The 13,899-nt window shown below is 46.2% G+C and carries 16 protein-coding genes; 6 read left to right on the top strand and 10 right to left on the bottom strand.

From position 1 onward, the window contains the following. Positions 1 to 30 precede the first annotated feature (30 nt). A complete protein-coding gene (gene natR, locus ACZ07B_RS18260) occupies positions 31 to 732 on the top strand; it encodes a two-component system response regulator NatR (protein ID WP_003234759.1) in 702 nt (233 codons plus the stop codon). A 12-nt stretch (positions 733 to 744) separates the two neighbouring features. Next, a complete protein-coding gene (gene natK / locus ACZ07B_RS18255; protein WP_221777303.1) occupies positions 745 to 1,701 on the top strand; it encodes a two-component system sensor histidine kinase NatK in 957 nt (318 codons plus the stop codon). Between the two features lie 39 nt (positions 1,702 to 1,740). Here natK and ACZ07B_RS18250 read toward each other — a convergent pair whose 3' ends face one another. Next, on the bottom strand, positions 1,741 to 2,817 hold the full coding sequence (locus ACZ07B_RS18250; protein ID WP_003246276.1) for a helix-turn-helix domain-containing protein: 1,077 nt from the start codon (positions 2,815 to 2,817) through the stop codon (positions 1,741 to 1,743). A 234-nt stretch (positions 2,818 to 3,051) separates the two neighbouring features. On the opposite strand from ACZ07B_RS18250, the gene ACZ07B_RS18245 reads away from it, so the two are divergent. Continuing rightward, positions 3,052 to 3,435: an RDD family protein gene (locus ACZ07B_RS18245; protein ID WP_009966469.1), complete on the top strand. Its 384-nt coding sequence runs from the start codon at positions 3,052 to 3,054 to the stop codon at positions 3,433 to 3,435. A 37-nt stretch (positions 3,436 to 3,472) separates the two neighbouring features. Here the strand turns inward: ACZ07B_RS18245 and lipA are convergent, their stop codons facing one another. Together lipA and ansZ are read right to left on the bottom strand one after the other, a co-directional pair. Next, positions 3,473 to 4,111, bottom strand: coding sequence for a lipase LipA (lipA, locus tag ACZ07B_RS18240; protein WP_014475698.1), 639 nt, complete (start codon positions 4,109 to 4,111; stop codon positions 3,473 to 3,475). A gap of 161 nt (positions 4,112 to 4,272) precedes the next feature. After that, positions 4,273 to 5,400: an asparaginase AnsZ gene (gene ansZ, locus ACZ07B_RS18235; RefSeq protein ID WP_124060129.1), complete on the bottom strand. Its 1,128-nt coding sequence runs from the start codon at positions 5,398 to 5,400 to the stop codon at positions 4,273 to 4,275. Between the two features lie 216 nt (positions 5,401 to 5,616). Here ansZ and lmrA point away from each other — a divergent pair, with 216 nt between their 5' ends. Further along, positions 5,617 to 6,183, top strand: a complete 567-nt coding sequence (lmrA, locus tag ACZ07B_RS18230) for a transcriptional regulator LmrA (protein ID WP_014478725.1) — start codon at positions 5,617 to 5,619, stop codon at positions 6,181 to 6,183. Positions 6,184 to 6,221: 38 nt separating this feature from the next. Then, complete coding sequence (gene lmr(B) / locus ACZ07B_RS18225) at positions 6,222 to 7,661, top strand: lincomycin efflux MFS transporter Lmr(B) (RefSeq protein WP_464877511.1); 1,440 nt, start codon at positions 6,222 to 6,224, stop codon at positions 7,659 to 7,661. A 41-nt stretch (positions 7,662 to 7,702) separates the two neighbouring features. Here the strand turns inward: lmr(B) and ACZ07B_RS18220 are convergent, their stop codons facing one another. Beyond that, positions 7,703 to 8,815 carry an aminotransferase class V-fold PLP-dependent enzyme gene (locus ACZ07B_RS18220; RefSeq protein ID WP_464877510.1) on the bottom strand — a complete coding sequence of 371 codons (1,113 nt, stop codon included), beginning with the start codon at positions 8,813 to 8,815 and terminating at the stop codon, positions 7,703 to 7,705. Positions 8,816 to 8,893: 78 nt separating this feature from the next. Here ACZ07B_RS18220 and pcp point away from each other — a divergent pair, with 78 nt between their 5' ends. Continuing rightward, positions 8,894 to 9,541: a pyroglutamyl-peptidase I gene (gene pcp, locus ACZ07B_RS18215; RefSeq protein WP_130573403.1), complete on the top strand. Its 648-nt coding sequence runs from the start codon at positions 8,894 to 8,896 to the stop codon at positions 9,539 to 9,541. Here pcp and tatC read toward each other — a convergent pair. The 6 genes from tatC to cwlJ form a co-directional block, all read right to left on the bottom strand. Next, positions 9,538 to 10,266, bottom strand: coding sequence for a twin-arginine translocase subunit TatC (gene tatC / locus ACZ07B_RS18210; protein ID WP_014475692.1), 729 nt, complete (start codon positions 10,264 to 10,266; stop codon positions 9,538 to 9,540). The genes pcp and tatC overlap by 4 nt on opposite strands. A 60-nt stretch (positions 10,267 to 10,326) precedes the next feature. After that, the gene (tatAD, locus tag ACZ07B_RS18205; protein WP_003223835.1) at positions 10,327 to 10,539 is read right to left on the bottom strand and encodes a sec-independent protein translocase protein TatAD; all 213 of its coding nucleotides are present in this window, start codon (positions 10,537 to 10,539) and stop codon (positions 10,327 to 10,329) included. Between the two features lie 12 nt (positions 10,540 to 10,551). Continuing rightward, a complete protein-coding gene (gene phoD, locus ACZ07B_RS18200) occupies positions 10,552 to 12,303 on the bottom strand; it encodes an alkaline phosphatase PhoD (RefSeq protein WP_014475691.1) in 1,752 nt (583 codons plus the stop codon). A gap of 18 nt (positions 12,304 to 12,321) precedes the next feature. Beyond that, positions 12,322 to 12,498 carry a hypothetical protein gene (locus ACZ07B_RS18195; protein WP_003234785.1) on the bottom strand — a complete coding sequence of 59 codons (177 nt, stop codon included), beginning with the start codon at positions 12,496 to 12,498 and terminating at the stop codon, positions 12,322 to 12,324. 79 nt (positions 12,499 to 12,577) lie between these two features. After that, complete coding sequence (locus tag ACZ07B_RS18190) at positions 12,578 to 13,309, bottom strand: vWA domain-containing protein (protein WP_217003255.1); 732 nt, start codon at positions 13,307 to 13,309, stop codon at positions 12,578 to 12,580. A 105-nt stretch (positions 13,310 to 13,414) separates the two neighbouring features. After that, a complete protein-coding gene (gene cwlJ, locus ACZ07B_RS18185; RefSeq protein WP_015715185.1) occupies positions 13,415 to 13,843 on the bottom strand; it encodes a cell wall hydrolase CwlJ in 429 nt (142 codons plus the stop codon). Positions 13,844 to 13,899 lie beyond the last annotated feature (56 nt).

Genomic DNA, 13,899 nt, shown 5'->3' with positions numbered 1-13,899 from the left:
AGATGATTCTATGTAACTAGGGGAATGATAATGGTAAAAGTCGGACTTGTAGATGATTATCGAGTAGATTTAGAGAAGCTGGAAGCGATCGTGTCCAGAATGCAGGACGTCGAAATTGTCTTTTCCACCGATTCAGCGAAGGAAGCCTACAGGCGGGTAAAGAACGGAGACATTGATCTGCTGCTTGCCGATATCGAGATGCCCCATATGTCTGGCTACGAGCTTGCTGATTTGATCAAATCCCATTCACTTGATGTGGATGTGATTTTTGTTACCGGCCACGGCGGTTATGCGGTTCACGCCTTTGACCTGAATGTCCATGATTATATTATGAAGCCGTACTATGCCGACCGTCTGGCCGCTTCCTTCGACCGGTACTTGAAAAAGAAAACGGAAACGAGTTTGAATGGGCGTATATTGATAAAGCAAAAGTCTGAAATGCACGTCCTGCAAAAGAAGGATATTATTTTCGCAGAACGGACGGGACGTTCGACGACGATTGTGACAACCGCCGAAGAGGTGCAAACGTATCAAACATTAAATGATATTAAAGGCGACCTGCCCGAAAAAGATTTTCTTCGTTCGCATCGTTCCTTTATTATCAACATTCATTACATAAAGCATTTTTCCGCTTATACCAAGCATTCATTCACAGTTTCCTTTGAGGGAACGTCTAAAAAAGCGATGATCACTAAGCAGCAGCTTGATTATTTTCAAAACTACTATTTTTGAGGAGTTTAGTACGTGATTACCCTTTTTCAATGTCTTTATCTGATTTTATTTAGTTTCATATGTTATCAGGGAGCTGCTGCTTTTTCACACAGCACAGCCGCCTCTTGGCTCGCCGCTGCTTTAGGCGCAGCTGCTGCAGGATTGTACATTTGGAATACGAAGCGGGTGTGGAAACACTGTTCCTCAGGGCTTTGTGCGTGGATTGCCGTGATTCAAGTGATGTCGGCGGGAGTGGTGCTGATCGGCACAGACATCATGCCGGCATTATGTGTAATCGCGATATTTGCAGGGTGTGAAGGGCTCCGTATCGGACAGTCTGCTTTGCAGGCAAGGCTTTCTGATCAAATTGATAAGCTGACTCAAGCTGAACAGCACGCCAATCAAATGCTGATTGATGTCAGAAGCCGGAATCATGACACAATGAAACATATCACTGCAATCAAATCAGCTCAGCCCAAGGCAGATACACAAGCATATATTCAAAACTGGGCGGATCAATTCAGTCAATATGACCGTTTTTTGAAAGGAGAGAACGCGTACGTTGCAGGGGTGCTTTATGATTTTTTAGAAAAAGCCCGCGCCTCGAATGTGAGTGTTTCGCTGCATATGCATACACCGCTTTCTTCCCTTCCGTTTTCGCCTGCTGATCAGGTCAGCTTGGTCGGCAACATATTAGAAAATGCGCTCGACAGCGCGGCGGAGACCCGAGAAAAAGCAGAGATTAAACTGGAGACTTCACTGCGCAGCGGGCTTTATGTACTGACTTGTGAAAACAGCACTCCCGGGATGGACCCAAAAGTGCTCGATACAATTTATCAATCGTTTGGCCGCTCAACGAAAAACGGCGCTCATGAAGGCATGGGCACATATATCATTCAAAAACTGGTGAAGAGCGCTTTTGGCAGGCTGGATTTTACCTACCGCCACCCCGTCTTCCGGTTAGAAATCAAAATTCCGTTTCAGAAATAAAAAAACCTTGAAAAGCCAAGCTTTTCAAGGTTTTTTTCATTATGAGGATAATGCTTGTGCAAAACGATCGGCTTCATCTTGCAGCGTGCTTTCAATTTCTTTGTAACGGCTGGAAATCGTTGATGCGCTGACGCCGTATTTTTTCGCCAGTTTAGCTTGAGAAACGGACGCGCCGTTAAGAGAAATCGCGTTTACATAATATTCAACTGCCGCCGCAAAAGCTTCCGGCTTTCTGATGACAGGTGATTTTTTCTCGCAGAATGTTTTCCAGATGTCAATAACAGCTGGGATCAATTCAGTCGGATACTCTTCCCCGCTCATGCCTTCTTCAATAGCCGCAGCGGTTTCTTTCTCCAAGTCATTTGCCCACTCAACAGTGCTTACTTCCGCTTTCTCTGCTTGTGGCTCTTCATCTTTCTCAGCTAACAACGCGAACAGAACGTTGTTGAATTCCTGCTTCATGAAGTCCTCCGGCGTTTTGCCGTCCTTCACAGCGGCATCCGCATATTTCTTCACCTTGCTGATCAGCGCTTCTGTTCTCTTCACCGGGAAGATCGTGAACTGCATGAAGAATTCTGCTTTTTCCGCTTCGTGGATTGGGTATCCAAGAATCAGGCTTCCCACTGGAGGAAGGTCTTGATTGCTGGCGTCCATTTCCACTTCGAATTGTTTTGCCGTAATGACATCTTCAAAGTGAATGATGCCTTCCTTCAGGTCCTTCAGCAGCAATAAAGCAGGCGTCATGCTCTGCCATGATTCTACGATCTCACGCGTTTTCGGACGAGTGATCGAATCGCCTTTTTTCTGAAGGTACTCTTCGAAGATTGTCTTCTCACCAGCAAGCGGGTGGAAGAAGATTCCCCAGATTCCTAAGTTAAATACGCTGATGTCTTTCGTCTGTCTGTCCATAGCAGAAAGAAAATCATGCTGGTTGATAAAGCCTGAAATGCTTTCTCTATGTACTGTGAAGGCATACTCCACTAAGTCTTCCTGAATTTGTTTCGCTTCTTTTGCCGCTAGTTCCGCCGGGAAGTCGACAACTTTACTTCCGCAGCATTTTTTATATTTCTTGCCGCTGCCGCATGGGCAAGGGGCATTTCGTTTCACTTTTCCCACAATAAACCCTCCGAATTCTGTTGTAACTTTTCTATTTTAACAAAAATAACTTCTGAGGGCTTGGTTTCGGGCTAAAAAAGAATTTGGTAATGTAATAAGCTGGCTGATTATGCCAATTTACCTATGACATTTTCACCAACTTTTGTGATTTAAGGCTTATCACCTATTCCCACTTTAGGCCCTTCTTTTTTACAATCATTAGGTATTTATTTAACATTTTAAGGAGTGTTTCTATTGGAACTAGCTGGTTTCATGCTGCGCGCCTGCGCTCTTTTACTTGATGTAATCATTGCCGCAGCAGTGATTTTGGCAGCCGGATTTACGTTTGGCGATGGGTCCGCCGGTGTCATTATTGTCGCCATATTGATGCTGATTGTGTACCCTTTGCTGATGCCGCTGACAAATTGGAAGGGCACGCTGGGCAAAAAAATCATCGGGCTGCAAATCGTGAGGGACGAAACATATAAAAAAATATCCTTCCCGCAAGCCATTGTCCGTTACCTGATAGCGTGGGTGCATGTGTTCTCCCGCCTGATCTATTTGACTGCCGCATTTACGAAGAAAAAACAAACCGTTCATGATATGGCTGCGAAAACCATTGTGCTGAAAGCAGAATAACCTTGAAGAATAGCATTCTTCAAGGTTTTGTTTTTCATTAATTCGTATTCTGGCCCCCGCCGTTCAGCCCTTCTTTGATCAGGCTGTTGACTTGGCTGCTCATCAATAAACCGATGTGTCCAACGCCATGGATTTGAACGTTTCTCGCACCATCTAATCTTGATAAGTAATTCATGACAATCATATCGGCACTGCTGTAAATGGATGTGTATAAAATCTTTTGATTTGGATCTGTTCCCGGAAGCGCCTTGCCTGTCGTCAAACGGTTGGCGCCGCCAAGCGTTACGACGTTTGCAACTTTATTTCCGCCGTCCAGATTTTTTATGTAGTAAAGTGTGTTCGCGCCCCCCATGCTGTGAGCGACAATATCCACTTTTTTCGCACCCGTTTCATCTAAAACCTTTTGCACAAATCGTGATAATACCGGGCCATTGTTATAATTTGTGCCTGTCTTGTCCCAAAAATCAACTGCATACAGCTTGTCCCGCGACCAGCCCTGAGATACGAGATAGCTCTTAATTCCCGCAAAATTGAATGATGCCCCTCCAATACCGTGAACCATAACGACTGGATTGTGTTCAGCGGCTTTTGCTGACGGCTGCAACGCAAACAGCGATGTAACAGACAGCATCAAAATTGTTACAAGTGCAATGATCCTTCTTTTTACAAATTTCATAATATCCTCCTTTTTTTGTAACAAATTCTCCAAATATATTACGTTACCAAATTAATTAAGTAAAGGGTAATTTTGGCTTATTTTTAAAGAAATTTTAAGATTCATAGGTTATTATTGGTCCTAAAAAGCCAAAAAAAGAAGGCTTATTCGCCTTCTTTTCTTCAATACTCAATGAAATAAGCTTGGATTTTTTGAGGATCATTTGTTTTGGTAAGCGCAAGCATCAGCAACATCCGTGCTTTTTGGGGGTTTAAAGAGTTCGATGCCAGCAGGTCCTTTTCCGCATAGTCTTGGTTTGGTGTGACGACACCATTTCCCGTGCGGGTAGAGCGCACCACTGTGACGCCTTTTTTGACTGCGCTGTCCGCCCCTTTTTCGGCTGCGTCAGATAAAGACCCGTTCCCAGAACCGGCAAATACAATCCCCTTTGCTCCGGCTTTTACAGCAGCGTCAAACAGGTAGCTTCCGTCATTTTGGTATCCATAGATAATGTCAACCTGCGGCAGCTCATCAAGATTAGAAACCGAGAAATCCGTGTCCTTCGTATGCTTACGGGTAATCTCATTATTAAAATAGATATCATCGGCAATTGTTCCGACAAAGCCCATTTCATCTGATTTAAATGTATCTGTTGTGGTTGTGTTTGTTTTGGTGACATATCGGGCTGAGGCAATCCGGTCGTTAAGAACAACAAGCGTCCCTTTCCCTTTTGCCTCAGGGACACCTGCCACTTTCACTGCATTGTACAGGTTAGAAGGCCCATCAGCGCTGATGGCTGTGGAAGGTCTCATCGAACCGACAATAACAACCGGTTTATCACTTTTCACGGTGAGATTCAAAAAATAAGCGGTTTCCTCCAATGTATCTGTTCCATGAGTCACGACGATTCCGTCTACATCATCTGAAGCGAGCAAGTGGTTGATGCGTTTCGCCAGCTTCAGCAATATTTTATTATCAATATTTGTGCTGCCGACGTTAACAATCTGCTCGCCGCCGACGTTTGCAATGTCCTTCATTTCTGGAACTGCCTCGATCAGTGATTCAACGCCGACAACACCTGCTTTATATTCAGTTGTTGAGGTTTTCGATTGATCGGCACCAGCTATCGTGCCTCCTGTCGCTAAAATTCTAATGTTTGGCAGATCCTTTTTTTCAGAGGCAGAAGCCGAAGAGACTTTTTGTGTCTGCGTTTTTTCTTTCGGGGATTCTTTTGTTTCAGGAGAATGTGAACATCCGGTAAAAACAAACAATAGTGCGGTAAAAAGTACGAGCATTCGTTGTTTTTTCATCTATTTCTCTCCTTACATCCATATGATGATTAATCATTGAACATTTTATCTATTCAGTCAAAAGATCAGTCAGCTTTTCTCTCAGTATTTTTTGTTGTCATATCCTTCTTTTTTTGTCTTTTCATACAATGAATTTTTCTTGACAATTGATGATTGAATCAAGATAATAGACCAGTCACTATATTTTTGATTGCAATTCAGTAAGGTGGGAATGTTATGAGTTATGGAGATTCCCGTGAGAAAATCCTTTCGGCAGCTACCCGGCTTTTTCAGCTGCAGGGGTATTACGGCACGGGGCTGAACCAGATTATAAAGGAAAGCGGCGCGCCTAAAGGTTCTCTTTACTACCACTTTCCCGGGGGTAAAGAACAGCTTGCGATCGAAGCCGTGAATGAGATGAAGGAGTATATCCGTCAGAAAATCGCGGACTGCATGGAATCCTACACCGATCCAGCGGAAGGCATTCAAGCCTTTTTGAAGGAGCTCTCCTGCCAGTTTTCATGTACGGAAGACATTGAAGGCTTGCCTGTGGGCTTGCTAGCGGCTGAGACGTCATTGAAAAGCGAACCGTTGCGCGAAGCCTGTCATGAAGCCTACAAAGAATGGGCCTCTGTGTATGAGGAAAAACTGCGGCAGACTGGCTGCAGCGAGAGCCGTGCAAAAGAAGCCAGCACTGTGGTTAACGCGATGATTGAAGGCGGCATCCTTTTATCTTTGACGGCAAAAAACAGTACGCCGCTCCTTCATATCTCCAGCTGCATTCCTGACCTGCTGAAGAGATAAAAAAACGACATACTACATGCAGTTGATAGAGAGGGGAAATGATTTTGGAAACAACAGCTAAAGCATCTCAGCAATACAAAGTGATGCCGATTATGATTTCCTTGCTGTTGGCCGGTTTTATCGGCATGTTCAGTGAAACAGCGCTGAATATTGCGTTAACCGACCTCATGAAGGAATTGAACATTACAGCGGCAACCGTCCAATGGTTAACGACGGGCTACCTGCTTGTACTCGGTATCCTTGTTCCTGTTTCAGGACTGCTGTTGCAGTGGTTCACAACAAGACAGCTTTTTACCGTGTCACTTATCTTTTCAATTTTAGGTACATTCATTGCGGCGCTTGCGCCGAGCTTCTCGTTTTTATTAGCGGCAAGGATCGTTCAGGCACTTGGAACCGGTCTTTTACTGCCCCTAATGTTTAACACAATCTTGGTGATTTTCCCGCCTCATAAACGGGGCGCCGCAATGGGAACGATCGGTCTTGTCATTATGTTCGCGCCCGCCATCGGCCCAACTTTCTCAGGATTGGTTCTGGAGCATCTCAACTGGCACTGGATTTTCTGGATCTCTCTTCCGTTCCTTGTGCTGGCGCTTGTGTTCGGTATCGCATATATGCAGAATGTATCTGAGACGACAAAGCCGAAAATCGATATATTGTCTATCATCCTGTCGACGATTGGCTTCGGCGGCATTGTGTTCGGATTCAGCAACGCGGGTGAAGGCTCCGGGGGATGGTCCAGCCCGACTGTTATCGTGTTGCTGATTGTCGGCGTTGTCGGCCTTATCCTATTTTCAATCCGCCAGCTGACAATGAAGCAGCCGATGATGAACCTCCGTGCGTTCAAATACCCGATGTTTATTTTGGGTGTGATCATGGTGTTCATTTGTATGATGGTCATTCTGTCATCTATGCTGCTTCTGCCGATGTATCTGCAAGGCGGCTTAGTCCTGACTGCATTTGCATCTGGTCTTGTTCTCTTGCCGGGCGGTATTTTAAATGGATTTATGTCCCCTGTTACAGGCCGCTTGTTCGATAAATACGGGCCGAAATGGCTTGTCATTCCGGGATTTGTGATTGTCACTGTTGTACTATGGTTCTTCTCAAATGTCACGACCACTTCAACGGCTGTGCTGATTATCATCCTGCACACCTGCTTGATGATCGGGATTTCTATGATCATGATGCCTGCACAGACAAACGGTTTAAACCAACTGCCGCGCGAATTTTATCCAGACGGCACCGCCATTATGAACACGCTGCAGCAAATGGCCGGCGCTATCGGAACAGCGGTTGCGGTCAGCATTATGGCTGCAGGCCAGCATGATTATATGAGTACAGTTAAAAACCCTGCCGATCCGGCAGTCATCCCGCAAGCTTTGACAGCGGGTGTACAGCACGCATTTGTGTTTGCAATGATTGTTGCCATTATCGGTTTAATTGGCGCTTTCTTTATGAAGCGCGTGAAGGTAGATCATTAATATGAAAATCCCCTGACTAATGTTCAGGGGATTTTTCATGTTTACTTGTGGATCGTTTTCGCCGCGATTTCATCAATCGCGTGCCGCATTTCCTCCTTCGTATTATAAAAATGGGGAGCGAGACGGATAACATTTTCCCGCGGCGCGCAAATCACTTTTTTCTTCTTCAGCAACGCCGCCGTTTCCGATGCCCGCTCATCCCGGATCGCAACCATGCCCGGCTGATCCCCACCTTGTGCCGCCGCCAGCTGCAGGCCTTTTTCAGCGGCATATTGAACTGCATCGGCACAGATCGTTTTCACATGATCCCTGATATGAGGAACCCCAATATGATTCAGCAGCGATAAAGCCGCTGCAGCTGCGTATACGCTGATAAAAGCTGGGGTGCCCGTTTGAAAACGGCGCGCGCCTTTCGCATAAGCCCCATCAAATCCGCTCTCTCTTCCGAACCAAGCTGATGCTTTCGGCTTCAGTGCGTCAGCCAGCTCCTTTCTCACATAAAGAAACGCCACACCCGGTATGCCGAGCAAATACTTCCGGGTGCCTGCTGCCAGCATATCTACGCCCCATTCCTTCACATCAATGGGAATATGCCCGGCTGATTGATAAGCATCTACAAACAATAAAGAGCCCTTTCTCTGAGAAATCTCGGCAATCGCTTTTATATCCTGAACATAGCCGTCACGATAATGAACGTGAGGAACACACGTCAGTACTGTTTCATCCGAAATATGCGTTTCATATTGTTCGAGCGGCATCACACCGTGTATTGATGGAATGACGGATACGGTATAATCGGAGTGTGCCTGCCAAACATGAGGCACCGCCGGAAAATCCATATCTGTATATACAACGTGCTTCTTTCCAAATGCAGTTAAGGACGATGCTACAGAAACCAGCGCATCAGAAACTGACGGCACAATCGCCACTTCATCCGGTTCAGCCCCGATCAGCTTTGCAAACTCGTTTCTCGCAAACTCTGTTTTTTCGATTGCTTCTTTCCAGTTCGTCCCCATATACAGCAGGCTATCATGATAATCCTGGATCGCCCTTGATACAGGCTCTGCCAAAGCGCTCTGAGAACAGCTGGCAAGCATCGTATGCATCTGCAAGGTTGGGAATAAATGACGATACTGCTGCGGCAAATGCTCCATTATGATTCACTCCTTTACATTATTTTGATGAAAAACCCATAAATAAACAATAGAATAAAAGAAAAAGGAGATGAGAAGATGAGAAAAAAAGTGCTGATCACAGGCTTTGACCCTTTTGACAAAGAAACCATCAATCCATCATGGGAAGCAGCGAAACGGCTTAATGGCTTCGAGACAGAAGAAGCCATTATTACAGCGGAACAAATTCCAACCGTCTTTAGATCCGCTCTGGACACTCTGCGCCAAGCCATTCAAACACATCAGCCGGATATCGTAATTTGTGTCGGCCAAGCAGGAGGACGGATGCAGGTTACACCGGAACGAGTGGCGATCAATCTTGCAGATGCGCGAATCCACGATAACGAAGGGCATCAGCCGATTGATGAAGAGATTTCTCCAGATGGGCCCGCCGCTTACTGGACAGGGCTTCCCGTGAAACGAATAACTGCTAAGATGAAGGAACACGGCATTCCAGCTGCGGTTTCCTACACAGCGGGGACCTTTGTATGCAACTATTTGTTCTACGGGTTAATGGATCACATTAGCCGGACATCCCCGCACATTCGCGGCGGTTTTATTCATATTCCTTACATTCCGCAGCAAACAATCGACAAAACAGCGCCGAGCCTCAGCCTGGACACGATTGTCCGGGCATTGAGAATCGCCGCTGTTACGGCCGCACAATATGATGAGGATGTGAAGTCACCGGGCGGTACGCTGCACTAAGCGGCCGCCGCTGTTTCTTCCCTCAGCCTCTTTTTATAGACAAACGCCGATAGGGTGACACTCACTTCAAACAGGACAAGAAGCGGGATCATCACGAGAAAATCAGAAATAAAATCAGGCGGTGTAATCAATATAGATACGACAATCAGCAGAAAATAGGACAGCTTTCTCGCTTTGGCCAGTCTGTAAGGATTTAAGATGCCCAGCCTTGTTAAAAACATCACCACCAAGGGCATCTCAAACAAGAAGCCGAACGGCAGGCTCAAATTCACCATAAACCTAAAGTAGCGGTCAGCCGTAAACATCGTTTCAAAGTGGCCGGAGGATAAATGAGTCAAAAAGCTGAGCACGATCGGAAACAAGACAAAGTATCCGAAGGAGATGCCCGCCAAAAACAACGCAAATAAACCTGGTATGTACATGAGCGTCACCTTGCGCTCCGTTTTCGTCAGCGCCGGTGCAACGAAACGCCACAGCTGGTACGCAGCAACAGGGATAGAAGCCGCAATGGCACAAATGCCGGAAAGCATCATATACACCCAGAGGATTTCACTCGGCCCAAGCACAGCCAGCTTTCCATCCAAATCCCTGATCAGCCAGTCATAAATGTCCTGTACGAACAAAAAAGCCGTGATGAGAAATAGAAAAAATGCCGCAAGGGTGACGATAATCCGGCGGCGAAGCTCTTCTAAATGCCCGATCAGATGGGTTTCTTTTTTATCCATTCAAAAAAGCCCTCCCTTTCATAAAAAAAGAGGCAGACCCGGTGTCTGCCTCATCAGCACTCAGCCCGCGTTTTTGTCCTGCTTCACCGCTGTCAGCTCAGCTGATTTCTCTTCTTTTTCATCACCAGACACAAGTGATTTTGTGGCGCTTTTAAATTCCAGCAGTGTCCGTCCGGCGGCACGCCCGATTTCCGGCAGCTTGGAAGGGCCAAAAATAATGAGGGCGATGACGAAGATCAGAATCAAGCCCGGTATTCCAATGTTTGAAAACATAATTTTCACTCCTTAATTCGTGATTTTTGCCCGCTTCTTAATCATTTGTTTTTCGTGGGCTTTGTTGTGCGCAAAGAAACGATCCTCTTCGACCTCATCGGATTGCTTCACCCCGCCTTGGATTGTTGTGGATGATACCTTTCTCAACCCGGTTTGGTCTTTCTGGTAAACGAATGAAGCCCGCGTGGAAATGGCTGCGCCCGGCTCGGTCACAAATGGCATCACCCGATAATCGGCTTTCCACTGGTGAGGCGTCACTGTACAGCGGACATATCCGCGATAGTCGTTAAAGAACTTGATGTGCGGATTTTCTTTTAAAATTTGGTCCGTATCCGCTCGCTTATCCGCTCCGTTCCCTCCGGAAGTGATCGAGGTTCCGACAAATTCGGCTCCGAATATTTTTGAACTTGTTTTCTCGAAATCGACATGCAAATTCGATGCCCAGCTTGCGTGTACATCACCTGTCAGTACGACAACATTATTCAGATTTTTGCTTTTAATGAAATTGATAACCCGTTCGCGCTGAGCCGGGTAGCCGTCCCACGAATCCATGCTGTAGATCGGGCTTGCGCTTGTCCCGAAATTCCACTTGGCAAAGAAAATCTGCTGCGCCAGCACATTCCAGTGGGCTGTCGAGCTGCCCAAATTGTTGAAGAGCCACTGCTCCTGTTCTTTTCCAAGCAGAGTCCGATTCGGATTGCGCGATTCATCAGAAGGCGGCTTATTGCCGTCGTTATTGGCTTGGTCGTCCCTGTACTGGCGGGTATCAAGCACATTGAAGGACGCCAGGTTTCCGTACGTAAAGTGCCGGTACAGCTGCATATCTGGGCCATTCGGCAAAGAGGAAATGCGGAGCGGCATATGTTCATAGTATGCCTGGTATGCTGCCGCGCGACGGAGCACGAATGCTTCAACCGACTGTCCTTTTTCAGGTATTTTATTGGCATAGTTGTTTTCAACTTCATGGTCATCCCAGGTTACAACCCAAGGGAACGCCGCATGTGCAGCTTTAAGATTGGCGTCAGAACGGTATTGAGCGTGACGGTTCCGATAGTCTTGCAGCGTAATGATTTCCGCGCTGTTGTGCGTGCGGACATTGCCTGTTTTTGATACATATTCATTTGGACCGTATTCATATATGTAATCACCGAGATGGAAGACAAGATCAAGCTTTTCCTTTGCCATATGCTTGTAGGCCGTATAATATCCGTGCTCATATTGCTGGCAGGAAGCAAATGCAAAGGTCATTTGCGGCACATTGGCGCCAGGGGCAGGCAGTGTTTTTGTTTTTCCGACAGGGCTTAGTTCATGGCCGGTTTTGAAACGGTAATAGTACACTTTGTTCGGCTCAAGCCCATCCGCTTCCACATGAACGGAATGGGCAAGACTCGGTTTAGCCATTTCAGTGCCTTTTCTTACGATTTTGCGGAAATGCTCATCCTTTGCGACCTCCCATTTGACAGGCACTGCTTGCTTCGGCATTCCCCCGCCATTCAGCGGATCTGGTGCCAGGCGTGTCCAAAGCACGACACTGTCAGAAAGCGGATCACCTGACGCTACCCCTAATGTAAACGGATAGCTTGAGAATTTAGGCGCGGCATTTACTTCAAAGGCCCCAACCGACTGGGCAATCGTTAATCCAAGAGAAAGTCCTGCAATCTTCCCCGCTCCTTGAATAAATTTACGGCGGTCAAACGTATTGTTTTGAAAGCTTTCCTCTTTCAGTTTCTGTACCCATTCATCAAAACGACTGTCGTATGCCATTCAAGATCCCCTCTCTCCTCATTGATCGTCTCCATTATAGGAAATCATTGTTAAACGACTGTGAAGAAGTGTGAACCGATTGTAAGCGCTGAACATCAAAAACAGGTCTTCCCTCACAAGCCTGCCGCTGAAACATGCCGAAAGCTGGCTGAATGACGCGTTTTCTGCATATCCTGTCGTTTGCAAGCCGCCCATTCGGACTATTTTTCTTCACATGATCTTAAAAAAACAAAAACACCGAGCCATTTCGCAGAATGACTCAGTGACTTATCAGTTATTTCGAAAACAATCTGCTGAAAAAGCCCTTCTTTTTCGGCTTTTCAGCAGGAGGCTCTTGTTCTCTTACAATCCCTTTTTCCTTCGCTTCTTTTAGCCAAAATGGAAATTCAGCAAGCAGAGCATCATAAAGCTCATCATCAGAAATGCGGTCAATCTCTTCGATATGCAGGAAGTTCGTGTTATCAACGACACGCCCTTCTAACGTATCCAGTTTATTGAGAAAATCAAAGTTTCCGTTTCCGATGCCGACAAACTGCCAGAACACCGGTTTATCAGAAGAAGCTTTAATTATCGGTTTGATTGACTTTTTACAGCCCCCGTCATTGATAAAAACAATGAAAGCAGGATACGAGCTCGGCTCCTCCGCAACATATTTGCACAGCACGTCCTTCATGACTGGCGGCTCATCATTTCTGCCGAATTTATGCAAGCGGTCATTATTTAAAATTTCACGATCGACATAGCCCGAAAAATCCTTTTCTGAAACTGGCTTTAATCTGGAAAATTCATTATCATACACCCATACATCCAGCAAACCGTTATCATCAAACTGATCAGCCACTGCCAAAATCCGCTCCACCACATTTTGAACCGTCCCGTTTTTGTAGAGCGGTCTCATCGATCCCGTAATATCAAGAACCAGTCCGACACGAGCCGTCACCTTCGTTAACTGCTTTTTCTCCAGTACGATCTTTACACTTTTCTTTTGCAGGTCAATTGTTGCCATTCTGTCATCTCCGTCAGCTCTTTTTTCTTCGATTATCTCACAGGAATATTTTCCATTGCATCTTTTCAAATAAAAACACCGTTCAATTTGAACGGTGTCCTGTCTCTAAAATGTGTTATATACATTTTCACACGTCTCCGCCGTCGGCTGATAAAAGCAGTGTGACTTAAATCTGGCCACAAACGGCTGGTTATACCACTGGGCTGGACAGTCTCCCTCCGGCCTGAAGTACCACAAACTAAATTTTGCCGGCCAGCGTCTTTCACCGTTAATCGACCGCCGTGCAAGAGCACGCTCGCTATCTCGCGCCCTTTGATAAAAATATCCATGAGTCACAGCCTCAAACGCGTGTGGCTGATAAATCATCTGCCTGATGGTGCGGAGGCCTTTAAAATCTGAGCAATTCGCCCGCAGCCGATTAATTCCTACGTTGCCGACAAGCAGCATCCCCTGCTTGCCTTCGCCTTCCGCTTCCGCTCTGAGCAGCCTTGCCATCAGATCGACATCCGCACTCGTTGCTCTCACGACCGCCATCACGTCACCTCCCCTTGATCTCTTTTCATCATATTTCATTACTTCAGAAGTGATGA

Source organism: Bacillus sp. 9.4 (assembly GCF_055486415.1).
The sequence above is the reverse complement of the archived record's forward strand: the minus strand, read 5'-3'. Positions and strand labels throughout refer to the sequence as shown.